Below are 22,337 nucleotides of genomic sequence, written 5' to 3' on the forward strand. Positions count from 1 at the left end.
GCCTTGATCATGAATGAAACCGACCTCCCACTGAGTGAACTCCAGGAACTGAGCGCCATCAAGCAGGCGGCCCTGAACTATGTGACCGAGGCTTTCGCCGAGGCCGAGTTCGACGGGCTGGATGCGGATTGCATGGCGCAGGCCGCGCTGTTTGCGGCCTTCATGGAACTCGTCACCACCTATGGCGAGGAGGCCGTAGCCGAATACGCCCAAGGCCTGCCGGACAAGATCCGCAGCGGCGGTTTCTCGACCTCGCTCAAGCACTAGGCTGCGCTGCACGCCGCCGCCGGTCGTCAGAGCCCCATCATCCCGTCGTAATGGTGCTGAATCTGCGTCGGCGTCAGTTCGTGATCGTAGATCGCGACCTTGCCGATCGCGCCGTCAAAAAACGAGCGGAAGTCGCGGGTGCCGATCCGAAGCGGCGCGTTTCCATCTCCTGGTTCGACGCGATGCGTCGATGAAGGATCGGGCCAGGATTCGGCGAGTGGATCCATGTCGTCCCAGGGCGTGCCCTTGGGATTGGCCCGTGTGGTGTTGACCCCGTCGCGATAGATCCGCGTGTAACCGGAATCGCTCGGATCTTCGGGCGTCGTGTTGATCACGAACACGAAGTGCATCCAGGCGCCGGCCTTGACCGGCTCCTGCGTATACGAACCGATGCCGCGCCCGCCTTCCATGTTGAAGGCATAGCCGGAGAGCCGGTTTTCCCGATAAGGCTGGTCGGTGTTGTCGGCCCCGTAAAGCCGGGCGGCCCATTCCATCTGATCGGCGCCGTCCTCGCGCGCCAACTCGCCCTTTCCCATCCAGTGGACGTACCCGCTGCCCTCGTCCTTGGGAAAGACCAGCGCGTCCGGTCGGAGCCAGGCTTCCACCGTGAGAATGCCCGTCTTGGGCACCGACAGGTCGGGCCCATCGGCCACCTCGACATAACTCTCGGCGCCGTCGAACCGCGCGGCGTGATCGCCATTGGGCATGGTCGTGGCGGAGACGCCGGAATGAAAGATTCCCGTCCGGCCAGGCTGCGCGAGATCCGTTTCCTGCGTGCAGAGGCCAGCCTTGGACAGGGGCAGATACAGCGTCGGCTGATCAGCCAGAACAGCCTTGTCGTATGGGCTCGCCAGCGGGATCTTGTCGATCGGCGGCGCGGGCGGATGGGGCAACCGACCGCTCCCTGTGTAAGAGGCTCCGTGCGGCTTCAAAGCGGCTGTCGCGCCTGTCTTCATGCTGCAAGCTCCCCCTGAACACGCCATGACGATTGCGACCGTGCATTGCGTATAGGGGAAGATGTTCACAGTTGTCGGTGCGATTCGGCACCTTGCGGGCAGTCGTTCCCGAAACAATCGAGAATGAGGAGGCTATTCCGATGCTAAAACTACTGGATAATCCAAGCATTTCAAAGCTTGGAGGATGCCGGGATGGTTCCAGCCGGGCCAATGCGGTCAGCGCGCGGCGTCACCTGACAAAGTCTCCTCGAAATGCACCACTTCGCCTTGCGACGGTGTCTCGAGAATCCCGTCCCACATCACCACGTTGCCGCGCACGATGGTGCCGATGGGCCAGCCCGTGACCTTCCGGCCGTCATAGGGGGTCCAGCCGCATTTCGAGGCGATCCAGTCGTTGGTGATCGTCTCGATCCGATGAAGATCGACGATCGTGAAATCGGCATCGTAACCGACGGCGATCCGGCCCTTGCGGGCAATGCCGAAGAGACGCTTGGGGCCCGCGCTCGTCATGTCGACAAAGCGCTCCAATGTCAGGCGGGAGGCGTTCACATGGTCGAGCATGATGGGCACCAGCGTCTGCACGCCGGTCATGCCCGACGGGGTGTCCGGATAGGTGCCCTGCTTTTCGGCCAGCGTATGGGGCGCATGGTCAGAGCCGAGAATGTCGGCGATCCCCTCGTCGAGGCCTTCCCACACGGCCTGCCGATGGGATTCGTCCCGGACCGGGGGGTTCATCTGGATCAGGGTGCCAAGACGCGCGTAATCCTCCGGGCCCGCCAGCGTCAGGTGGTGCGGCGTCACCTCGACGGTGGCCACATCCTTGTACTCTTTGAGAAGCGCCATTTCCTGCGCGGTCGTCACATGCAGCACATGGATGCGCGCGCCGGTGTCGCGGGCGATGCGCAGCAGGCGCTGCGTGCAGGCAAGCGCCACTTCGGGCGAACGCCAGACCGGGTGGGACGACGGGTCCCCCGTCACGCGCAGATCCTTGCGGTCCCGCAGCATCTGCTCGTCTTCCGAGTGGAACGCCGCGCGCCGGCGCGTGCGGCGCAGGATCGACGCGATGCCCTCGTCATCCTCCACCAGCAGGGAACCGGTCGAGGAGCCCATGAAGACCTTGATGCCCGCAGCCCCGGGCAACCGCTCCAGCGTCGTCACCTCGGCGGCGTTCTCGTGCGTGCCGCCGACCCAGAATGCGAAGTCGCAATGCATGCGGTGATGGCCGCGCCGGATCTTGTCGGCAAGCGCCTCGGCGGTGGTGGTCTGCGGATTGGTGTTGGGCATCTCGAACACCGCCGTGACACCGCCCATGACGGCCGCCCGCGATCCGGTTTCGAGATCCTCCTTGTGATCGAGCCCCGGCTCGCGGAAATGCACCTGCGTGTCGATGACCCCTGGCAGGATATGAAGGCCGCGGCAGGCCACGATGCGGGGCGCCGTGGCGCGGGAAAGATCGCCGATGGCGGCGATTCGGCCTCCCCGCACGCCGACGTCGCGTTCCGCCCGGCCATCGTGATTGACGACGGTGCCGCCTTGCAGGATCAGGTCGAAGGATTGGGGCATGGCGATCTCATCCCTTGAGGCTTGGGCCATCCGCGCCTATGTGACGTTGCACGTAACACAACCGGAGCAGGACATGCCTTCAGCGCATTTGGCCGATCGGGGCGTGGTAAGGGTCTATGGCGACGACGCCAAGACTTTTCTCGACGGCCTCGTCACCTGCGACCTCGACAAGGTCACGCCGCAGACCGCGCGGCTGGGCGCGCTGCTGGCGCCGCAGGGCAAGATTCTGTTCGACTTCATCGTCTTTGCGGCTCCGCCCGAGATGGGCGGCGGCTATTACCTCGACGTCCTGAAGGTCCATGCGGCCGATCTCATCAAGCGCCTCGGCTTCTACAAGCTGCGCGCGAAAGTGACCCTCGAGGACCGCTCCGGCAATCTCGCGGTGCTGGCGGGCTGGGACGAGCCGGAGCCCGACCACGAGCGCGGCCTCGTCTCCCTCGATCCCCGCCTCGAGGCTCTCGGCTGGCGGGCGATTGTGGCGGCGGATGATATCACCGACGCCACCCAGGCGTCGGCACAGGATTATCACGCCCGCCGGATCTCCCTGGGGATCCCCGAGGGCGGCCGCGATTTCCTGTTCGGCGAAGCCTTCCCGCACGAGGCGCTGATGGACCAGCTTCACGGCGTCGATTTCGACAAGGGCTGCTATGTGGGGCAGGAAGTGGTCTCGCGCATGGAGCATCGCGGCACGGCCCGCACCCGCCTCGTTCCTGCAACCTACGAGGGCGGATTTGCGGCGGAGGTGGGCGTCGACATCCGCGCGGGCGAAAAAGCACTCGGCACCACGGGCACGGGGGCTGGCGGCCGCGGTCTGGTGATGATCAGGCTGGATCGGGCAGCCGACGCCATCGCGGCAGGCCACACCATTCGCGCCGGCGGCATCCCGATCACGCTGGAGAAGCCGGCTTTTGCGACCTTTGCGGTGCCGGACGCGCTGGTGACGCCCTAGCGGCCGTTGATCGGTCGGCGGGGAAAGTTTCATTGGTCGTGCGGAGCGTGCGCCGATAGGCTCGCCCTGCCCCTGGGATGGAGTGCCGATGTACCAGCCGCCGCACTTTCGTGAAGACCGCATCGAGATCCAGCACGCGCTGATGCGCGCTCACCCGCTCGGAATGCTCGTGACCTTGGGCGCGGATGGCCTCATGGCCAACCCGATCCCCTTCACGCTCGATTCGCAGGCCTCCCCGCACGGCACGTTGAAAGCGCATCTGTCGCGGGCCAATCCGCAATGGCGGGACGTCGACGAGAGCAAGGATGCGCTGGTGATTTTCCAGGGCATCGACAGCTACGTCACGCCCTCCTGGTACGCGATGAAACGCGAGACCGGGAAGGTGGTGCCCACCTGGAACTATGCCATCGTGCAGGCTTACGGGCCGATGATCGTGAGAGACGATCCCCTATGGGTGCGCGAGCAGATCGGGGAACTTACCACACGCCACGAGGCCGGCCGTGCCGAGCCCTGGGGCGTCACCGACGCGCCGGCGGATTTCGTCGCCGCGCAGATCAGGGGCATTGTCGGAATCGAAATTCCGATCCGCCGGATCGAGGCCAAGTGGAAAGTCAGCCAGAACCGCCAGGAATCGGACCGGAGGGGCGTCGCCGAGGGCCTGCGGGCGCAGGGCGACGAAGCCTCGCTGGCGATGGCCATGCTGGTGGAGGCAAAAGGGGCCGCAGGATGAGGCTGGCGGACCGTCCGCAAAAAGCGTTCGGCCTTTCCGTATCGGCCCGCTTCCCGTTTGCTTCTGACCTCGCTACACCATGCCCATGACCGACGGATTGATCCTTCACGCCGACAACAAGATGCGCTGCTGGTGGCCGGGAACGGACCCGGTCTACGTGACCTATCACGACACCGAATGGGGCGTTCCTGAATTTGACGACCGGGCGCTGTTCGAGAAGCTGATTCTCGACGGCTTCCAGGCCGGCCTCTCGTGGATCACTATCCTGCGCAAGCGCGACAATTTCCGGAAGGCCTTCGCGGGTTTCGATCCCGCCGCCATTGCGCGCTTCGACGAGCGGCATGTCGAGCAATTGATGGGCGACGCGGGCATCGTGCGCAACCGCGCCAAGATCCTAGGCACGATTTCCGGGGCCCGGGCGTGGCTTTCGCTGCAGGAACGGGGCGGCTTTTCCAATTACCTGTGGGACCACGTGGACGGCCGTCCGATACAGAACAACCTGAAGACCCGCGCGGACATTCGCCCGGAGACCGACGTGTCACGGCGGATCTCCAAGGCGCTGAAGGCCGAGGGCTTCAACTTCGTCGGCCCGACCATCGTGTACGCGTTCATGGAGGCCGTCGGCATGGTCAACGATCACCTGACCGGATGCTTCCGTCATGCGGAATGCGCGGCCCTCGCCGAGCCATTGTAATGGCCAAGGAACCGCGCGTCTGGCAGCGCATGTTGTCGGGCCGGCGGCTCGACCTGCTCAATCCCTCCCCGCTCGACGTCGAGCTTGACGATATCGCCCATGGCTTGGCGCGGGTTGCGCGCTGGAACGGCCAGACAATCGGCTCGCATATCTTCTCGGTGGCGCAGCACAGCCTGCTCGTCGAGGCCATCGCCCATCATCAGGAACCCACCATGACGCGGGAGACGCGGCTGGCGGTGTTGTTGCACGATGCGCCCGAATACGTGATCGGCGACATCATCTCGCCCTTCAAGGCGGTGATCGGCGATGCCTACAAGGCGATCGAGGAGCGGCTTCTTTCCGCGATCCACCTGCATTTCGGCCTGCCCTCGGTCCCATCCGCGCCTCTCAAGCGTTTCATCAAGCGGGCCGACCGGCAGGCAGCCTTTCTCGAGGCGACGCATCTGGCCGGATTCGGCCGCGAGGAAGCCATGAAGATTTTCGGACGGCCCGAGCCTCTTCCGCGCCAGGCTCTGGCGCTCCTCGAGCCCTGGCCGGTCTCGCACGCCCAAACCAGCTATCGTGAGCGCCTGGCAGCGCTCGCAGTCACGGATTGATCCCATGCCAACCATCCACGTCTGTTCCCTCTCCCGCCTCCACGACACCGTCGCGAGCACAAAAGCCGCTCATCTCGTCACGCTCATGAATACCGGCTCGCTGGTCGAGCGGCCGGCCTCGATCCTGGCCGACAGGCACCTGTTCATCGGCATGAGCGACATCGTCGAGCCGCTGGACGGCCACATCCTGCCGGGCGGCGAGCACATCGACGCGCTGCTGGCGTTCGTGCGCGCCTGGGACCGGCAAAGCCCGCTCCTGTTCCATTGCTGGGCGGGAATCAGCCGCTCGACGGCGGCAGCCTTCATCACCGCCTGCGCGCTCGCGCCGGAGCGGGGCGAGGACGAGATCGCCCGCGCCCTGCGCGTCGCCTCGCCCAGCGCCACCCCCAATGCCCGCTTCGTCGCCCTGGCCGACGAAGCCTTGGGACGGCGTGGCCGGATGGTCTCGGCGGTGCGCGACATCGGCCGCGGGGCCGAGGCTATGGAAGGCACCCCGTTCATGTTAGGTCTCACCGCGGGCTGATCGATCTTTGGCGGCCCAGGCCGTCGCGCCGGGGGGCACGCATGGATGATCCGACACTGCTGCTGATCCTGCTCGCGCTCGCCTTTCCGGTCTGCGCGATCGCCGGCCTGGTGATTGCGATGAACGCCCGTCGCGCCACGCGGGCGCTGACCATCAGGGTCGATGCCCTCGAGGCCGAGTTGCGGCTGGCGCGGTCTTCGCTTGCCGCGCCGCCCGAGGCCACCTCTGCGGCCTTTGAGGCCCCGCCCGAACCCGGCCCAGCTGAGCCCGTCCCCGACCTTGAGCCACAGGCCGAACCCGTCCCCGCTTCCGTCCCGCCTGTCGCCGCACCTGTCCCCGAAACGCCATCGGATTCCGGCCTCGAGGACCGCCTCGGATCGCGCTGGGCGGTCTGGACCGGGGGGCTTGCGCTGGCGCTCGGCGGCATTTTTCTCGTGCGCTACTCGATCGAGCAGAACCTGCTGTCCCCCGGCCTGCGGGTGCTGATCGGCGGCGTGTTCGCGCTGGCCCTGATCGGCGTGGGCGAGGCCTTGCGGCGGCGGCAACGCGAAGGCGTGGTGCTCGGCATCCCATCCGCCAACATTCCCAGCATCCTCACCGCAGCCGGGACCTGCACGGCCTTCGCGTCCATCTACGCGGCCTATGCGTTGTACGATATCCTCAGCCCGGCAACCACGTTTGTCCTGCTGGGTGCGGTCGCCATCCTCACCATGGTGGCAGCGACCCTGCACGGGCCAGCTCTTGCGGGGCTTGGACTGGTGGGCGCGCTGGGCGCGCCATTTCTCGTCGCCGCGCAGGAGCCGCAGCCCTGGGCGCTGGTGATCTACCTGCCCTTCGTGGTGCTGGCGGCCTATGGCGTGGCGCGGCTCCGCCTGTGGCGCTGGCTCGCCTTGTCGGCAGCCGGCGGCGCGCTCGCCTGGGCGCCCCTCATCGCCGCGACGGACGGGACGACCGCCCTGCCTCTCATGATCCATCTCGTCCTGCAGACGGCCTTCGCTTGCCTCTTCTTGGTGGCCGATCCCTATCGCCGGACCTCCGATGATGACGCCATCGTCGACTGGCCCGCCAATGCGGTGCTGCTTCTCTTCGGCATCGCGAGCGTGCTGGCGGCAAGCCTTGTCGAGGCCGGCAGCGCACGGCCGTTCTTTGCCGGCCTGATTGCCCTGATCACGCTCGCGACCGCCTTCCGGTACGCCGCGGCAGCACCCGCTGCGGCCGTGGCCGGCCTCGTGGTCGTCGGCACCCTTCTCGCCTGGCCCATCGGGCGCAGTCTCGCGGGCGATCCGGAAAGCATCTTCTATTTCGGCGGCGACATCTTCGCCGCGCGGCCGGAGGCGCTTGCGACCTACCTGATCTTTGCCTGCCTGCTCGTGCCGCTGGTGGCAGGCGTGGCGCTGCTGCGCCTTGCCGTCTCCGACCGGCTGAACCCGCGGCTCGCGGCCTGGTACGCGGGAGCCGCCGCCGTCACGCCGCTTCTGGCGCTGGTCGCGGCCTATTGGCGGGTGGCGGGCTTCGAGCGGGACCTGTCCTTCGCGCTCGTCGCAGGATTCCTCGCCCTGGCATTCGTGCTGGCCGCCACTCGTTTCGCGCGGATGGGCGCCACATCGACCCTTCGCCTCGGTCTCGGGGCCGTGGCCTCGGCGGCATTGGGCGCGCTGGCGCTGGGGCTGACCTTCGCCCTCGACAAGGGCATGCTCACGGTGGCCTTCGCCCTGACGGGGCTGGCGACAGCCTGGATCGCCGACCGCCTCGCCCTGCCGGCGCTCCGCTACGCGGTCGGGGCCATCGGCCTGGTGGTGCTGGGCCGGCTGATCTGGGACCCTGCCATCGTTCCGGGCAATCCGGGGCCGGTTCTGGTGAACTGGCTGCTCTGGGGCTACGGCATTCCGGCCCTGTCCTTCTGGCTTGCCAGCCGGTTTCTCGAGCGGTCGGGACGCGACAGGATCGTCCAACTCACCGAGAGCCTGAGCTTCGTCTTTGCCACCTTCCTGATCTTTTTCGAGATCCGGCACGCCCTCCATGCGGGCGATCCCCTGGCGGCGGATCTCGGTCTCCTTGAGGCGGGCCTTGTCGCCACGCAAACCCTGGCGTTCGGGGTGCTTCTCACCCGGCTCGACCTGACCAAGCCGGATATCGTCTATCGGTGGGGCTCGGCGATCTTCAAGGCGCTGTCGCTCGTCATCTGTATCGGCGGGCTCTTTTTGCTCGAAAACCCCCTTTTGACCGACGATGCCATCGCCGGCGGGGTTCTCTTCAACGCCCTGATCCTGGCCTATCTGCTGCCATCCCTGGTGGCGGCGGTCCTGGCGATGTCCCAGCGCGGCAACAAGCCACTCGTCCATGTGTGGGTCTCGGCGGCCCTCGCCCTGGCCCTGCAACTGGCCTACATCGTGCTGGCAATCCGACGCCTCTTCCATGGTCCCGAACTGGGCCTGTGGCGGGGAGTCACGCAAGGCGAGCAATGGAGCTATTCGGTCGCGCTCCTGACCCTGGGGATCGTGCTTCTCGCCATCGGCCTCCTGCGCGACAATCGCTTTGCCCGACTTGCGTCCGCAATCTACCTTGTTCTTGCCGTGGTGAAGGTCTTCATCGTCGACCTCGCCAATCTGGAAGGCGTCATGCGGGCCCTGTCGTTTATCGGGCTCGGGCTGGTTCTCATGGGGATCGGCCTCGTCTATCAGAGGCTCTTGTCGCAACGCCCGGGCCGCGCCCTCCCCCGCGAGGGCTGAGGCAGCCCTTTCAACGAACGAACGGATCCGCATGACCGAGCCAACCCCTCTCACCGACCTTCCCTTCGAAAAGGCCCTGGCCGAACTCGAGGACATAGTGCGGCGGCTGGAGCGCGGCGATGTTCCGCTCGAGGATTCGATTGCCATCTACGAGCGCGGCGAGGCCCTGAAAAAGCACTGCGAAGGTCTGTTGAAGAAGGCGGAGGCGCGCATCGAGAAGATCAATATCAGCCCGGACGGCAAGGCCACCGGCGTCACGCCCCTCGACGTCGACAGCTAGGCTCCACAGGGGAAACGGACCCGCTTGCGGTTTGACCCGGCGGTTCGTCCACCCTATCTCACTTCTTTCCGGCCCGATTTGGGCCAGAGCGAGAGTTCACCCGTGTCCACACCCCTCCTCGACACCATTGCCACGCCGGACGATCTGAGGGCGCTGCCGGAAAGTCAGCTGCGACAGGTCGCCGACGAGTTGCGGACAGAGACGATTTCGGCCGTCTCGGTGACCGGCGGGCATCTGGGGGCGGGACTCGGCGTCGTCGAATTGACGGTCGCGCTCCACTACGTGTTCGACACGCCGCGCGACCGGGTGATCTGGGACGTGGGCCATCAGGCCTATCCCCACAAGATTCTCACCGGCCGGCGGGACCGCATCCGGACCCTTCGTCAGGCCGGCGGCCTGTCAGGGTTTACCAAGCGGTCGGAGAGTGAATACGATCCGTTCGGGGCGGCCCATTCCTCCACGTCGATTTCCGCAGGGCTCGGCATGGCGGTGGCCCGCGACCTCGACGGGCGCAAGAACAACGTCGTGGCAGTGATCGGCGACGGCGCCATGTCGGCCGGCATGGCCTACGAGGCCATGAACAACGCGGGCGCGATGCATTCGCGGCTGATCGTCATTCTCAACGACAACGACATGTCGATTGCCCCGCCCACCGGCGCGATGTCGTCCTATCTGGCCCGCCTGGTGTCCGGCGGCACCTATCGCTCCTTGCGCGAGACCGCCAAACAACTGGCCAAGAAACTGCCGAAATTCATCTACGAAAAGGCCGCCCGCGCGGAGGAATACGCCCGTGGGTTCTGGACCGGCGGCACGATGTTCGAGGAGCTGGGCTTTTACTATGTGGGCCCGATCGACGGCCATAACCTCGACCACCTGCTGCCGATCCTCAAGAACGTTCGGGATTCACAGACCGGCCCGATCCTCGTCCATGTGGTGACCCAGAAGGGCAAGGGCTACGCGCCGGCGGAGGCCGCGGCCGACAAGTATCACGGGGTGGTGTCTTTCGACGTGGTGACCGGGACCCAGGCCAAGGCCAAGGCCAATGCGCCGGCCTACACCAAGGTCTTCGGCGAGAGCCTGATCAAGGAGGCCGCAAAGGACGACAAGATCGTCGGCATCACGGCCGCCATGCCGACCGGCACGGGAATCGACCAGTTCTCCAAGGAATTCCCGACCCGCACCTTCGATGTGGGCATCGCCGAGCAGCATGCGGTGACGTTCGCGGCCGGCATGGCGACGGAGGGCTACAAGCCGTTCTGCGCGATCTATTCGACGTTCCTGCAGCGGGGCTACGACCAGCTCGTCCACGATGTAGCCCTGCAAAACCTGCCCGTGCGTTTCGCCATCGACCGGGCCGGGCTCGTCGGCGCGGATGGCGCCACCCATGCGGGTTCGTTCGACATCGCCTATCTCGGCTGCCTGCCCAACATGGTGGTGATGGCGGCCGCCGACGAGGCGGAACTCGTCCACATGGTGGCCACGGCGGCTGCCTATAATGACGGGCCGATCGCGTTCCGCTATCCCCGTGGCGAGGGCGTCGGCGTCGACATGCCGGATCATGGCGTGCCCCTTCCCATCGGCAAGGGCCGCATCCTGCGGGAGGGCAACCGGATCGCCATCCTGTCGCTTGGGACACGTTTGGCGGAGGCGCTGGTCGCGGCCGAGGATCTCGAGGCGCGCGGCTTGTCGACGACCGTCGCGGATGCCCGTTTCGCCAAACCCCTCGACGAGGAGATGATCCTGCGGCTCGCGCGCAACCACGAGGTGCTGATCACGGTCGAGGAAGGGTCGGTCGGCGGCTTTGGCTCCTATGTGCTGAACCTGCTTGCCGACCGCGGAGCGCTTGACCAGGGCACGCTCAAGGTGCGCTCCCTGGTCCTGCCCGACGCCTATCTCGACCATGACAAGCCGGAGCGGCTTTACGGCAAGGCCGGCCTTGATGCGGCGGGGATCGTCGCCAAGGTGTTCGAGGCCCTTGGCCGCGAGACGCCGCATCAGGCGAGAGCGTGAGCCGCAGACTCAGATGGTGAGGGTGCCGGCCTTGGCGGCCGCGTAGCGTTCGCCGATCTTGGCCCAGTCGAGCACGTTCCACCACGCCTTCAGGTAGTCCGGCCGGCGGTTTTGGTATTTCAGGTAATAGGCGTGCTCCCACACGTCGTTCCCCATCAGGACCCTTTCGCCCTCCATGAGCGGCGTGTCCTGGTTGGGTTTGGCGACGAGCGCCAGCTTGCCGGCGCGATCGACGGTGACGAAGACCCAGCCGGAACCGAACTGCTTTTCGCCGGCGGTGTTGAAGGCCGTCTGGAACGCCGCAAAGCCGCCAAGATCGCGCTCGATGGCGGTTTTCACCTCGCCGGTCGGCATGCCGCCTGCCCCGCCCATGATCTGCCAGAACATCGTGTGGTTGGCATGGCCGCCGCCATTGTTGCGGATGACGGTGCGCAGGCTGTCCGGCACCTTAGCGAGGTTCGCCAGCATATCCTGCAACGGCATCTTGGCGAGGTCGGCGTTGCCGGCCACGGCATCGTTGAGGTTTTTCACGTAGGCCGCATGATGCTTGTCATGGTGGAGTTCCATGGTCATGGCGTCGATATGCGGCTCGTTCTTGTTGACCGGATACGGCAGCGGCGGCAGCGTGAACGGCCCTGCCGGGGCTTGCGCGAAGGCGCGCGGGATGGCAGCGCTAGCGCTGATGAGGGCTGCTCCGGTCAGGACGAGGCGGCGGCTGATCATGGGGTCGTATCCTCTGGTTGGCATGCGATCGTGTGAGGAGATGCGGGCCTGCCCGCCTTTGTTCCGCACCTGAAAGGAATGTGATCCGTTGAGGACGAGACGAGAATGAGCCGTAGACGGGCCGACGTCGCACTGGTGGAGCGTGGTTTCTTTGCAAGCCGGGCCCGCGCGCAGGACGCCATCGCGGCGGGCCTCGTGACGGCCGATGGCGCGACAGTGCGAAAGCCCTCGGACATGATCGCCGTCGATGCGGCCATCACGGCCCGGGCCGTGCACCCTTACGTGTCGCGCGGGGGCGTCAAGCTGAAGGCGGCCCTTGAAGCCTTCGCCATCGACCCAACGGGCTGTGTGTGCCTGGATCTGGGCGCCTCGACGGGCGGGTTCAGCGAGGTGCTGCTGCTCGGCAGCGCGCGCCGGATCTACGCGGTCGATGTGGGCCATGGCCAGCTCGACGCGAAAATCGCGGCCGATCCGCGCATCGTCAGTCTCGAGGGCACGGATGCCCGCAAACTCGACGCCACGCTCATTCCGGAGCCAATCGATCTGCTGGTGGCGGATGTCAGCTTCATTTCCCTGAAACTCGTGCTGCCCGCCGCCCTTTCCCTGCTGCGCCCGGGTGCCGCCATGGCGGTTCTGGTCAAGCCGCAGTTCGAAGCCGGGCGCGACGCGGTGAAAAAGGGTATCGTGCGCGATGAATCCGTGCATCGCGCCGTTTGCGAGGATATGACGTCCTTTGTCGTCTCCCTCGGCTTGTCGCCGATGGGTCTGATGGCCTCCCCCATCGAGGGCGGCGACGGCAATCGTGAATTTTTGTTGGGAGCGCGCCTTGGCTGAACAGGTAACGATCGGCCGTCTTGGCGCCAAGGCGGACGGCATTGCGGAAACCGCCTCGGGACCGATTTTCGTGCCCTTCGCCCTGCCGGGCGAGACGGTCACCATCGCGCGCGAGGGGACCCGTGCCCATCTGGTGAGCGTGGACGTGCCCTCGCCCGAGCGCATCACCCCGTTCTGTCCCTATTTCGGCGAATGCGGCGGCTGCACGACCCAGCATATGCGCCACCCGTTCTATCTTGCCTGGAAGCAGGGCACGCTCGCCCACACGCTCTCCCAGGCCCATCTCGATGCCCCGATGGAGCCGATCGTCGATGCGCATGGCGAGGGACGGCGGCGGCTGACGCTGCATGTGCGCTTCCCCGACGGGGAGATGCATGTGGGCTACATGGCGGCCCGCAGTCATCATGTGGTCGATATCGACCATTGCCCCATCGCGGTCCCGGCCCTGCAGCGCCAGGCCCCCATCGTGGCGCGCGCCATCGGCCGGCAACTGGGCGCCGGGCGAAAGCCCCTCGATGTGCAGATCACCGAGGTGGAGACGGGCCTCGACGTGGATATCCGCGGGCATGGTCCGCTCAACCCGAAGGACCGCCAGCGGATGATCGATCTGGCGGGCGATCTCGATCTCGCGCGCCTGTCCATTCACGGCGACATCGTCGTGGAACGCCGCCCGCCGGCGCTGACCATCGGGCATTCCTCCGTCGTCCTGCCGGCCGGATCGTTCCTGCAGGCAACGCGCCTCGGCGAGGAAAGCCTTGCGTCCATCGTGCTGTCCGCCTGCGAGCGCGCCAAGCGGGTCGCCGACCTGTTCTCGGGCTGCGGCCCCTTCGCCCTGCGGCTGGCGGAGCGTCATGCGGTCCATGCGGTGGAGAACGACAATGCGGCGATCGTGGCGCTTGATCGCGCGGTCCGCGCAACGCCGAACCTGCGCGCCGTCACGACGGAAGTTCGCGACCTTTATCGCCGGCCGCTGCTGACGACGGAGCTGAACACCTTCGACGCCGTTGTCCTGGACCCGCCCCGCAATGGCGCGGAGGCGCAGGCGCGTCAGATCGTGTCGTCGAAAGTGCCGCTGGTGGTCAGCGTCTCATGCGACGCAGGAACTTTCGCGCGCGACGCCGCTATCCTCACAGCCGGCGGCTTCCGGCTGGAGCGCGTCTACGCGGTCGATCAGTTCAGCTATTCGCCGCATGTGGAAATCGTCGGCATCCTGCGCCGCGATCTGGTGAAGAAGCGGCGGCTCTGACGGCACCAGGCTAGAACAGCTGCCCCTGCGCGTCGTCGTTGCGCGACGCCCTTTTCTTCGCCGGCGCGGCAGGTGGGCCTTCCGGAACTGCAACGGCCTCCATCAGGCCCGCATCGTCGTTGGCGACGGCATTCACGCGGCGGCTCACCGGCACCATCTCGAGCCAGTCTTCGGGACAGGGCCGCACGAGGCGCATGGCGTCTGTCGTGCGCTCGTTGGTGGGGTCGAGCCAGGCCGCCATATCCTCCTTCGACAGGATGACCGGCATGCGGTCATGAATCGCGCCGACGACGCCGTTCGCATCGGTGGTGATGATGGCCGCGGTGTCGATCTCTCCGCCGCTCGCATCGCTGTAGGTTTCCCACAGGCCCGCCATCGGCAGCGGCGCACGGTCGCGGCGGCGGATGAGATAAGGCGCGGACAAGCCGCCGTGACGCTGCCATTCGTAGAACCCGTCGGCGAGAAAAATGCAGCGCCGCCGTTTCAACGCCGCCTTGAAGGTCGGCTTCACGTCGAGCGTTTCGCCGCGGGCATTGACCAGCAGGGGAAAGTCCTTCGGGTCTTTGGCCCATTCGGGCAAAAACCCCCATCGCACGAGCTGGAAATGACGCCCGCCCCGATCCTCAACGACGATCGGCACCGGCTGTGTCGGCGCGATGTTGAAGCGGGCGGGAAAATCCGGGCGTTCGGAATAATCGAAGAAGTCGCGATAGACTTCCGGCAGCAGGGTGATGGCGAAGCGGCCGCACATTCCCTTACAGCCAGCGCTTCCAGCGGAAGATCACATAAGGCAGCACGGCGGCGAGGATCATCAGCACGATGGCGAAGGGATAGCCGAACTGCCATTGCAGCTCGGGCATGATCTGGAAGTTCATGCCGTACATGGACGCGATCAGCGTCGGCGGCAGGAAGATGACGGACATCACCGAGAAGAGCTTGATGATGTCGTTCTGCTCGATGGTCACGAGTCCGAGCGTCGCGTCGAGCAGGAACTGCACCTTGCTCGACAGGAAGGTCGCGTGCTCCTCGATGGATTGCACGTCGCGAAGCGCGGTGCGCCATTCGGCCTGAAAGCCGTGCGTGCGCTGCGGGCGGGGCATGGCGGCGGACAGGAACAGCAGCATGCGCTCGACCGACACCATGCTTTCGCGAACGTTCGAGATGACGTCGCCCTTGCGCCCGATGGAGCGAAGCGCCGTGCGAAACACCGTGGTCTGACGCGCCTTCTTGCGCTCGGTCTCGAAGATTTCGCGCGACACATAGTCGATGCGCTTGCCGACCGTGGCGAGAATTTCCGCCGCCCGGTCGATGATGGTCTCGATGAGCCCGTCAAGCACCGCCTCCGGCTGATGACGGCAGCCACCGGGCTTGACCGCCCGCGACATGAACATGGTGAAGGAGCGCGGCTCGCCGTAGCGGACCGTCACCAGGGCCTTGTCGGTGAGAATGAACGACACGTCGAGCAACTGCGGCGTCTCTGTGTCGGAACTGCACAGCACGCGGGCGGTCATGTAGAGCGCGTTGTTCTCGCGATAGAGAATTTCCGACGGTTCGATGTCGGCCATTTCCTCGCGCGTCGGAATCTCGATGCCGAGATGGCCCTCGACCAGGCGATCTTCCTCGCGGGTCGGCTCGATCAGGTCGATCCACAGGGTGTCCTGGGGAATCGGTTCCCCCGGCTGCAGCATGTAGCGATCGAGCGATTCGCCCGCGGGCCCGGTGGCTGAAGCCGGCTTGTGAATGACGATCATGATGTCTGCCCTTTCGTCCGGACCATCATCAGGTTTTCATGACGATTGTGTGGGCGGGACACTGTCATCGGGAACGAAGAAGTCCGGCATCAACGGGACCGACGGATCGACCCGGTAGATTTCGAAATCCGTCACGCCTTCGCCCGCAAGAAACGTGTCGTCGATGAGGAAGTTGCCGGCGAATGTCCGGGCGGGTTTTTCGAAGATCGCATGGGCCGCATCCGCCAGGATCGCAGGAGTCCGGCTGGCCTGAACGATACGCTCGCCGCCGAGCAAATTCTGGATCGCGCTCGTGGCGATGGTGGTGCGGGGCCACAGGGCGTTGACGGCGATCCCCTTTGGTCGCAACTCGCCCGCAAGCCCCAGCACGCACAGGCTCATGCCGTATTTGGCCAGCGAATAGGCCACATGCGGCGCAAACCATTTCTCCTTCATGTCGAGCGGCGGCGACAGCATCAGGATATGCGGGTTCTCCGCCTTCTCGAGATGGGGGATCGCGTATTTCGACACCATGAAAGTTCCGCGCGTATTGATGTCGTGCATGAGGTCGAACCGCTTCATGTCGGTCTGCGGTGTCGGCGTGAGGCTGATGGCGCTCGCGTTGTTGACGACGATGTCGAGGCCGCCAAATTTTTCGACCGTCTGGGCAATGGCGGCCTTCACCGCCTCCTCGTCGCGAATGTCGACCTGCAACGGCAAGGCCTTGCCGCCCGCCGCCTCGATTTCGGCGGCCGCCGTGTAGATCGTGCCCGGAAGCTTCGGATGCGGCTCCGTGGTCTTGGCCGCGATGACCACATTCGCGCCATCGCGCGCCGCCCGTAACGCGATGGACAGACCGATGCCGCGTGAAGCGCCGGTGATGAAGAGGGTCTTGCCGCGCAGGGTCATGGGATCAACTCGCCAGTGCCAGATGGGCGTCTTCGAGGAAACCGGCGCCGCCCAGAACCACATCCTCGAGGCCCCGTGCGCCGACCGCGATGTTCTCGGCGAAGAACCGGCACAGGGCGATCCGCGCCGGCAGGGCCGGATCCTTGTCGCCGTCCGTCATCAACGCACCCGCCGCCATCGCCATCTCGGCCAAAGCCGCGCCGCCCTGCGCCAGCGCGAAGAGGCGCAGATACGGGGTGGCGCCGGCCAGCGCGTCGCCCGAGGCGTTGCCGGCCACGGCCTTCAGCAAAAAGCTCGTGGCACGATCAAGGCTTTCGGTCGCATCGCGCAGGCGCGCGGCGGTCTGGCCCAGTCCGGGGACCGTGCTCTTGGCGGCCCGCGCCACCGTTGCCCGCATGTTGGCAATCTGGGCCTGCACGGTCGCGCCGCCCGACAGGGGTAGCTTGCGCATGACGAGGTCGATCGCCTGAATGCCGTTGGTGCCCTCATAGATCGGCGCGATGCGCGCATCGCGAAGGTGCTGGGCTGCCCCCGTTTCCTCGACATATCCCATGCCGCCATGCACCTGCACGCCCAGCGAGGCCACCTCGACGCCGATATCCGTCGAGAAGGCCTTGGCCACCGGCGTCAGCAGCGAGGCCCGTTCATGCGCCACACGCCGGCGCGCTTCGTCCCCGTCCCGGTGCGCCCGATCAAGGCCCTCGGCCGTCATGTAGCAGATCGCGCGCGCCGCTGCGGTCAGCGCCTTCATGGTCAGCAGATTGCGCTGCACGTCCGGGTGCAGGACGATCGGGCTCATGCCATCGGCGGCGCCGGCGGCCCGGCCCTGCCGGCGTTCCTGCGCATAGTGCAGCGCCTGCTGGTAGGCGCGCTCGGCAATCGCCACGCCCTGCAGGCCAACCGCCAGGCGCGCGTTGTTCATCATCGTGAACATGCAGGCCAGGCCGCGATTCTCCTCGCCGACCAGCCACCCGACAGCCCCGCCCTCGTCGCCGAAGATCATCGTGCAGGTGGGCGAGCCGTGAATGCCGAGCTTGTGCTCGATGCTATGGCAGCTCACGTCGTTGCGCGTGCCGTCCGCCAGCACCTTGGGCACGAGAAACAGCGAGATCCCGCGCGTCCCGGCGGGCGCATCAGGCAGGCGTGCGAGCACAAGGTGAATGATGTTGTCGGTAAGGTCGTGCTCGCCGTAGGTGATGTAGATCTTCTGGCCGGTGATGCGGTAGGTGCCGTCGCCGGCGCGCTCGGCGCGGGCGCGAATGGCCGCGAGATCGGAACCGGCCTGCGGTTCGGTGAGGTTCATGGTGGCGGTCCATGTTCCCGCCACGAGCTTCTCGAGGTAGCGCGCCCGCAGCTCGTCGGTGCCGTGCTGGACCAGCGCCTCGATGGCGCCCATGGTGAGGACAGGGCCGATGCCGAACGCCATGGAGGCCGAGTTCCACATCTCGACGCAGGCCGAGTTGAGAAGGGTCGGCAGGCCCTGTCCGCCGAAATCGACGGGTCCCGGAAGCGCGTTCCAGCCGGCCTTGGTCCAGGCGGTGTAGGCGTCCTTCCATCCCGGCGCCGTCGTCACCGCGCCGTCGCGGAAAGTCGCGCCGACAGTGTCGCCGACGCGGTTGAGCGGCGCGATAACGTCGTTGGCGAACCGGCCCGCCTCGTCGAGGATCGTGGCCGCAAGATCGGCCGTCAGATCCTCATAGAGGCCATCCGCCACCGCGGCGTCGAACCCGGCCGCGTGGCGCAGGGTGAAGACAATGTCGGAGACAGGGGCGCGATAGGCCATCGTATTTCCTCGTAGCATGGGTATTTGTGTTGACGGCTGCCGTCGCGCGGATAAACCGCCCGACGATGGGCCCCCGACGGGCACAGCCTCGGCTGAAGGTAGGTTAGACGTGAACGATCCCGGGTCAATGGTCCAGACTGACCGTCTCTCGCCCGACGAGGCAGGCCTCGCCCGCGCGGCGACCTTGCTTCGTCAGGGACGTCTTGTGGCATTCCCAACCGAGACGGTCTACGGCCTCGGCGCAGATGCCACCGATGCGTCGGCGGTTGCCGGCATCTATGCGGCCAAGGATCGGCCCCGGTTCAATCCCCTCATCGCTCATGTGGACGGGCTGAAGGCTGCACAGGAGCAGGGCGTCTTCGAGGATGCGGCCCTGCGTCTCGCCGACGCCTTCTGGCCGGGTCCGCTGACACTCGTCGTGCCCGTGGCGCCCGGCGGAACGGTCTGCGATCTCGCCCGCGCCGGCCTCGACAGTGTGGGATTGCGGGTGCCGTCTCATCCGGTTGCGCGCGCGCTCCTGTCGGCGGTCGGCCGGCCGGTGGCTGCCCCATCGGCAAACCGGTCCGGCCGGGTCAGTCCCACCACGGCGGCGCATGTGCTGGCGGATCTCGACGGACGGATCGACGCCGTGCTCGACGGCGGATCGGCGGATGTGGGGGTGGAATCGACGATCGTGGCCTGCCTCGATGGCACGATCCGCCTGCTGCGCCCCGGCGGCGTGTCCCGCGAGGCGATCGCGCAGGTGATCGGTGGGATCGGGAAAGTCCTGACCGAGGACGACAATCACGCCGACGCACCGCTCGCGCCCGGGATGCTGGCCTCGCACTATGCGCCCCGCGCCCGCGTGCGGCGCGACGTCGCGGAAATCATGCCGGGGGAAGCAGCCCTGCTTTTCGGCCCGATGCGACCCCGCCATGCGGAGCGGGCCGTGGCGAGCCTCAATCTCAGTCCCACCGGCGACCTGCGCGAGGCCGCCGCTGCGTTGTTTTCGGCCCTGCGGGCCCTCGACCAGCCCGGACTTGCGACCATCGCGGTCGCGCCCATTCCGGAGGCCGGCCTCGGCGAGGCGATCAACGACCGCCTGCGCCGCGCTGCCGCCGAGCGTTAGAGCGCTCGCTTACTTGGAAAGCTTCATTGGCGAGTTTACTTGGCAAGCTTGCCGGCGATCTCGGCCACATGCTTGCCCTGGAAGCGCGCGCCGTCGAGTTCGACCTGGCTCGGCTGGCGCGATCCGTCGCCTGCCGCGATGGTCGATGCGCCGTAGGGCGAATTGCCCATGACCTCGGACACGCCCATCTGGCCCGCGAACGAATACGGCAGGCCGACGATGACGAAGCCGAGATGCAGCAACACCGGGTGGAAGGTGAGGATCGTCGATTCCTGGCCGCCATGCTGGGTGGCGCTCGACGCAAAGACCGACCCGACCTTGCCGACGAGCGCGCCGCTCGCCCACAGGGCGCCTGTCTGATCGAGGAAGTTCTTCATCTGGGCTGCCATGTTGCCGTAGCGGGTCGGCGTGCCGAAGATCACCGCGTCGTAATCGGCGAGCTCCTCGACCGTGGCGATCTCCGCCTTCTGGTCGAGCTTGTAGTGGGAGGCTGCGGCAACATCGTGCGGGACGAGCTCGGGCACGCGCTTGACCGTGACGTCGGCTCCGCCGGCGCGAGCGCCCTCGGCCACCGCATAGGCCATCTGTTCGATGTGACCCCATGACGAATAATAAAGGACCAGAACTTTGGCCATGACGATCTCCTGTTGAGTGAGCGATGGTTGACGAGGATCGAAGCGCCGCGAATGGCAGCAGACGGACCGCTCCGCATCCCGGCGCAAAATGATTGCCCACGCAGGATAAGATTTCCAAACTGCAAATCCAATGGTAGGATTGCATTGTCCTTCTTGCACGGATGCACGATGACGAAGCCTCAACTGGTCTGGGACGACTTTCGCTTGGTCAGAATCATCGCGGAGTCGCACGGGCTCGCGGCCGCAGCGGATCGGCTCGGCGTCAATCACTCCACCGTCTTTCGCCGTCTCGGCCAGCTCGAGGATGGGCTCGGCATCAAGCTCTTCGAGCGTCACCGCACCGGCTACGTGTTGACGCCGGCCGGCGAGGAAATGGCGGCCCTTGCCGAAACCATGGAGGAGAAGGTCGAGACCTTCACCCGCAAGCTCGACGGCCAGGCGGTCGCACCCGCGGGCGAGTTGCGGGTGACGACAAACGACACCCTGCTGGTGCATCTGCTGACGCCGATCTTTTCGCGTTTTCTGGCCGCCAACCCCGAAATGCGCCTCGATGTGGTGCTCGCAAACCAGGCGCTCAATCTGTCCAAACGCGATGCCGACGTGGCGATCCGCGCCACCGACAATCCGCCCGAGACCCTCGTCGGCCGACGGGTCGCCACCATTGCCTGGGCGATCTATGGGCAGGCTGCCGACTTCCCCGATCCTGACGCCGTCGATCTCGCGCGGCTCTATGACCGACCCTGGGTGGTTCTTGGGGACAATCTCGCCATGCTGAAAGCGGCGCGCTTCGTGCGGGACCGGGTGGCTCCGGAAAAGATCGTCTACAAGGTCAACACGGTGCTGGGCCTCTCGGAGGCGGTCGAGGCGGGTGCGGGGATCGGTCCCCTTCCGTGCTTCATCGCGGACCGGCGTCCAAACCTCGTGCGCCTGTCGGAGATCAACCCGGATTTTTCCACCGGGCTGTGGCTGCTGACCCATTCCGATCTCCGGCAATCGGCGCGGGTGCGCGCCTTCATGGAGTTTACCGGAGCGGAAATCAGCAAGCAGAAGCGCGCCATCGAGGGCTTCGGCGCCTAGGAGCCTTCGCCCGCCACGTCCACCACGATCCGACCCCGCACGCGACCGGCGACGATCTCAGGCGCGGCGGCCAGAACGCCGTCGAGGGGGATGGTGGTCGTCATGGCGGCGAGCTTGGCAAGATCGAGGTCGCGCGCGAGACGTCCCCACGCCTCGATCCGCCGCGCCTTCGCGGCCATCACCGAATCGATCCCGAGCAGAGCGACACCCCGCAGGATGAACGGCGCCACGGAGGTTGGCAGGTCCATGCCGCCCGCCAGGCCGCAGGCCGCGATGGCCCCGCCCGCGCGCGTCATCGACAGGAGATTGGCAAGGGTGGTCGAGCCGACCGAATCGATGCCCGCAGCCCAACGCTCCTTGCCCAGCGGCCGGGGCGTGCCGGAGAGTTCGGCCCGCGCGACGACCTCGGCAGCGCCCAGATCCTTGAGATAGCCCGCCTCCCCGGGACGGCCCGTGGAGGCGATGACGTGCCAGCCTGCTCCCGCGAGCAACGCGACCGATACCGAACCGACACCACCCGCGGCACCGGTGACGATGGCGGGTCCCCGGTCCGGCGTGAGGCCGTGCCGCTCCAGTGCGATCAGCGCCAGCATGGCGGTATAGCCGGCGGTGCCGATGGCCATCGCCTGAGACGGGGTGATCCCCTTCGGAAGCGGAATCAGCCAGTCGCCCTTCAGCCGGGCCTTTTGCGCGTAGGCGCCGAGATGCGTTTCACCGACACCCCACCCGTTCAGCACCACCGCATCGCCCGGCTTGAAATCCGCACGGGAAGAGCGCTCGACAATGCCCGCAAGATCGACCCCGGGAATCATCGGGAAGCGGCGCACCACCGGGGCCGCGCCGGTGATCGCAAGTCCGTCCTTGTAGTTGACGGTCGAATGGGTGACGCGGACGTCCACGTCCCCGTCCATCAGATCGGCTTCGTCGAAATCGCGGACCGCAACCTGCTGCCCGCCCTCGGTCTTGTCGATGACGATGGCCCTGAACGTACCCAT

Annotated in this window: 22 protein-coding genes; 13 read left to right on the plus strand and 9 right to left on the minus strand. The window is 66.3% G+C overall.

Annotated elements, in window-relative coordinates; genetic code table 11:
* Positions 1-9: 9 nt before the first annotated feature.
* Positions 10-267 (plus strand): hypothetical protein, encoded by a 258-nt coding sequence (locus tag J4G32_RS19330; protein WP_210497197.1) that lies wholly within the window; start codon positions 10-12, stop codon positions 265-267.
* A gap of 26 nt (positions 268-293) precedes the next feature.
* Here the strand turns inward: J4G32_RS19330 and J4G32_RS19335 are convergent, their stop codons facing one another.
* A complete protein-coding gene (locus J4G32_RS19335) occupies positions 294-1,160 on the minus strand; it encodes a LamG domain-containing protein (protein WP_210497198.1) in 867 nt (288 codons plus the stop codon).
* A gap of 279 nt (positions 1,161-1,439) precedes the next feature.
* A complete protein-coding gene (locus tag J4G32_RS19340; RefSeq protein WP_210497199.1) occupies positions 1,440-2,786 on the minus strand; it encodes a dihydroorotase in 1,347 nt (448 codons plus the stop codon).
* 73 nt (positions 2,787-2,859) lie between these two features.
* On the opposite strand from J4G32_RS19340, the gene ygfZ reads away from it, so the two are divergent.
* From ygfZ to dxs, 8 genes are all read left to right on the plus strand, one after another.
* The gene (gene ygfZ / locus J4G32_RS19345; protein ID WP_210497323.1) at positions 2,860-3,735 is read left to right on the plus strand and encodes a CAF17-like 4Fe-4S cluster assembly/insertion protein YgfZ; all 876 of its coding nucleotides are present in this window, start codon (positions 2,860-2,862) and stop codon (positions 3,733-3,735) included.
* Positions 3,736-3,823: 88 nt separating this feature from the next.
* Positions 3,824-4,465, plus strand: a complete 642-nt coding sequence (locus J4G32_RS19350; RefSeq protein ID WP_210497200.1) for an FMN-binding negative transcriptional regulator — start codon at positions 3,824-3,826, stop codon at positions 4,463-4,465.
* 85 nt (positions 4,466-4,550) lie between these two features.
* Positions 4,551-5,159: a DNA-3-methyladenine glycosylase I gene (locus J4G32_RS19355; RefSeq protein WP_210497201.1), complete on the plus strand. Its 609-nt coding sequence runs from the start codon at positions 4,551-4,553 to the stop codon at positions 5,157-5,159.
* A complete protein-coding gene (locus tag J4G32_RS19360) occupies positions 5,159-5,755 on the plus strand; it encodes a YfbR-like 5'-deoxynucleotidase (protein ID WP_210497202.1) in 597 nt (198 codons plus the stop codon). Before J4G32_RS19355 ends, J4G32_RS19360 begins: the two co-directional genes overlap by 1 nt.
* Before the next feature lie 4 nt (positions 5,756-5,759).
* On the plus strand, positions 5,760-6,278 hold the full coding sequence (locus J4G32_RS19365; RefSeq protein ID WP_210497203.1) for a tyrosine phosphatase family protein: 519 nt from the start codon (positions 5,760-5,762) through the stop codon (positions 6,276-6,278).
* A 41-nt stretch (positions 6,279-6,319) separates the two neighbouring features.
* Complete coding sequence (locus J4G32_RS19370; protein ID WP_210497204.1) at positions 6,320-9,007, plus strand: DUF2339 domain-containing protein; 2,688 nt, start codon at positions 6,320-6,322, stop codon at positions 9,005-9,007.
* Positions 9,008-9,038: 31 nt separating this feature from the next.
* Complete coding sequence (locus J4G32_RS19375) at positions 9,039-9,287, plus strand: exodeoxyribonuclease VII small subunit (protein WP_210497205.1); 249 nt, start codon at positions 9,039-9,041, stop codon at positions 9,285-9,287.
* 102 nt (positions 9,288-9,389) lie between these two features.
* Entirely contained in the window at positions 9,390-11,297 is a 1,908-nt protein-coding gene (dxs, locus tag J4G32_RS19380; protein ID WP_210497206.1) for a 1-deoxy-D-xylulose-5-phosphate synthase, read from the plus strand.
* A 9-nt stretch (positions 11,298-11,306) separates the two neighbouring features.
* Here the strand turns inward: dxs and J4G32_RS19385 are convergent, their stop codons facing one another.
* Positions 11,307-12,020 (minus strand): superoxide dismutase, encoded by a 714-nt coding sequence (locus J4G32_RS19385; protein ID WP_210497207.1) that lies wholly within the window; start codon positions 12,018-12,020, stop codon positions 11,307-11,309.
* A gap of 105 nt (positions 12,021-12,125) precedes the next feature.
* Here J4G32_RS19385 and J4G32_RS19390 point away from each other — a divergent pair, with 105 nt between their 5' ends.
* Positions 12,126-12,854, plus strand: a complete 729-nt coding sequence (locus J4G32_RS19390) for a TlyA family RNA methyltransferase (RefSeq protein ID WP_210497208.1) — start codon at positions 12,126-12,128, stop codon at positions 12,852-12,854.
* Entirely contained in the window at positions 12,847-14,100 is a 1,254-nt protein-coding gene (locus J4G32_RS19395) for a class I SAM-dependent RNA methyltransferase (RefSeq protein WP_210497209.1), read from the plus strand. The genes J4G32_RS19390 and J4G32_RS19395 overlap by 8 nt, the downstream gene beginning before the upstream one ends.
* 10 nt (positions 14,101-14,110) lie before the next feature.
* On the opposite strand, the gene J4G32_RS19400 is transcribed toward J4G32_RS19395, so the two are convergent.
* Genes J4G32_RS19400 through J4G32_RS19415 form a run of 4 tightly spaced genes read right to left on the minus strand, consistent with a single transcriptional unit; the run spans position 14,111 to position 18,522 of the window.
* On the minus strand, positions 14,111-14,851 hold the full coding sequence (locus J4G32_RS19400; RefSeq protein WP_210497210.1) for an SOS response-associated peptidase: 741 nt from the start codon (positions 14,849-14,851) through the stop codon (positions 14,111-14,113).
* A 4-nt stretch (positions 14,852-14,855) separates the two neighbouring features.
* Positions 14,856-15,851 (minus strand): magnesium transporter CorA family protein, encoded by a 996-nt coding sequence (locus J4G32_RS19405; protein WP_210497211.1) that lies wholly within the window; start codon positions 15,849-15,851, stop codon positions 14,856-14,858.
* A gap of 36 nt (positions 15,852-15,887) precedes the next feature.
* Positions 15,888-16,739, minus strand: coding sequence for an SDR family oxidoreductase (locus tag J4G32_RS19410; protein ID WP_210497212.1), 852 nt, complete (start codon positions 16,737-16,739; stop codon positions 15,888-15,890).
* 4 nt (positions 16,740-16,743) lie between these two features.
* Entirely contained in the window at positions 16,744-18,522 is a 1,779-nt protein-coding gene (locus J4G32_RS19415) for an acyl-CoA dehydrogenase family protein (RefSeq protein ID WP_210497213.1), read from the minus strand.
* Between the two features lie 109 nt (positions 18,523-18,631).
* Between J4G32_RS19415 and J4G32_RS19420 the strand changes: the two genes are divergently transcribed.
* A complete protein-coding gene (locus J4G32_RS19420) occupies positions 18,632-19,630 on the plus strand; it encodes an L-threonylcarbamoyladenylate synthase (RefSeq protein ID WP_210497214.1) in 999 nt (332 codons plus the stop codon).
* A 35-nt stretch (positions 19,631-19,665) separates the two neighbouring features.
* Here the strand turns inward: J4G32_RS19420 and wrbA are convergent, their stop codons facing one another.
* Positions 19,666-20,265, minus strand: coding sequence for an NAD(P)H:quinone oxidoreductase (gene wrbA, locus J4G32_RS19425; protein ID WP_210497215.1), 600 nt, complete (start codon positions 20,263-20,265; stop codon positions 19,666-19,668).
* A 168-nt stretch (positions 20,266-20,433) separates the two neighbouring features.
* Between wrbA and J4G32_RS19430 the strand changes: the two genes are divergently transcribed.
* Positions 20,434-21,342, plus strand: coding sequence for a LysR family transcriptional regulator (locus tag J4G32_RS19430; RefSeq protein ID WP_210497216.1), 909 nt, complete (start codon positions 20,434-20,436; stop codon positions 21,340-21,342).
* On the opposite strand, the gene acuI is transcribed toward J4G32_RS19430, so the two are convergent.
* Entirely contained in the window at positions 21,339-22,337 is a 999-nt protein-coding gene (gene acuI / locus J4G32_RS19435) for an acrylyl-CoA reductase (NADPH) (protein ID WP_210497217.1), read from the minus strand. The genes J4G32_RS19430 and acuI overlap by 4 nt on opposite strands.

The organism is Microvirga antarctica, assembly GCF_017921815.1.
Classification (GTDB): Bacteria; Pseudomonadota; Alphaproteobacteria; order Rhizobiales; family Beijerinckiaceae; genus Microvirga; species Microvirga antarctica.

Bases quoted from the DNA above. Each gene is read 5' to 3' on its own strand.
- J4G32_RS19370 (WP_210497204.1), top strand. From the start codon at position 6,320: ATGGATGATCCGACACTGCTGCTGATCCTGCTCGCGCTCGCCTTTCCG.
- J4G32_RS19410 (WP_210497212.1), bottom strand. From the start codon at position 16,739: ATGACCCTGCGCGGCAAGACCCTCTTCATCACCGGCGCTTCACGCGGC.
- J4G32_RS19355 (WP_210497201.1), top strand. From the start codon at position 4,551: ATGACCGACGGATTGATCCTTCACGCCGACAACAAGATGCGCTGCTGG.
- J4G32_RS19360 (WP_210497202.1), top strand. From the start codon at position 5,159: ATGGCCAAGGAACCGCGCGTCTGGCAGCGCATGTTGTCGGGCCGGCGG.
- J4G32_RS19405 (WP_210497211.1), bottom strand. From the start codon at position 15,851: ATGATCGTCATTCACAAGCCGGCTTCAGCCACCGGGCCCGCGGGCGAA.
- J4G32_RS19350 (WP_210497200.1), top strand. From the start codon at position 3,824: ATGTACCAGCCGCCGCACTTTCGTGAAGACCGCATCGAGATCCAGCAC.
- J4G32_RS19330 (WP_210497197.1), top strand. From the start codon at position 10: ATGAATGAAACCGACCTCCCACTGAGTGAACTCCAGGAACTGAGCGCC.
- J4G32_RS19390 (WP_210497208.1), top strand. From the start codon at position 12,126: ATGAGCCGTAGACGGGCCGACGTCGCACTGGTGGAGCGTGGTTTCTTT.
- wrbA (WP_210497215.1), bottom strand. From the start codon at position 20,265: ATGGCCAAAGTTCTGGTCCTTTATTATTCGTCATGGGGTCACATCGAA.
- J4G32_RS19365 (WP_210497203.1), top strand. From the start codon at position 5,760: ATGCCAACCATCCACGTCTGTTCCCTCTCCCGCCTCCACGACACCGTC.
- J4G32_RS19415 (WP_210497213.1), bottom strand. From the start codon at position 18,522: ATGGCCTATCGCGCCCCTGTCTCCGACATTGTCTTCACCCTGCGCCAC.
- J4G32_RS19400 (WP_210497210.1), bottom strand. From the start codon at position 14,851: ATGTGCGGCCGCTTCGCCATCACCCTGCTGCCGGAAGTCTATCGCGAC.
- J4G32_RS19430 (WP_210497216.1), top strand. From the start codon at position 20,434: ATGACGAAGCCTCAACTGGTCTGGGACGACTTTCGCTTGGTCAGAATC.
- J4G32_RS19375 (WP_210497205.1), top strand. From the start codon at position 9,039: ATGACCGAGCCAACCCCTCTCACCGACCTTCCCTTCGAAAAGGCCCTG.
- J4G32_RS19340 (WP_210497199.1), bottom strand. From the start codon at position 2,786: ATGCCCCAATCCTTCGACCTGATCCTGCAAGGCGGCACCGTCGTCAAT.
- J4G32_RS19385 (WP_210497207.1), bottom strand. From the start codon at position 12,020: ATGATCAGCCGCCGCCTCGTCCTGACCGGAGCAGCCCTCATCAGCGCT.
- acuI (WP_210497217.1), bottom strand. From the start codon at position 22,337: ATGGGTACGTTCAGGGCCATCGTCATCGACAAGACCGAGGGCGGGCAG.
- ygfZ (WP_210497323.1), top strand. From the start codon at position 2,860: ATGCCTTCAGCGCATTTGGCCGATCGGGGCGTGGTAAGGGTCTATGGC.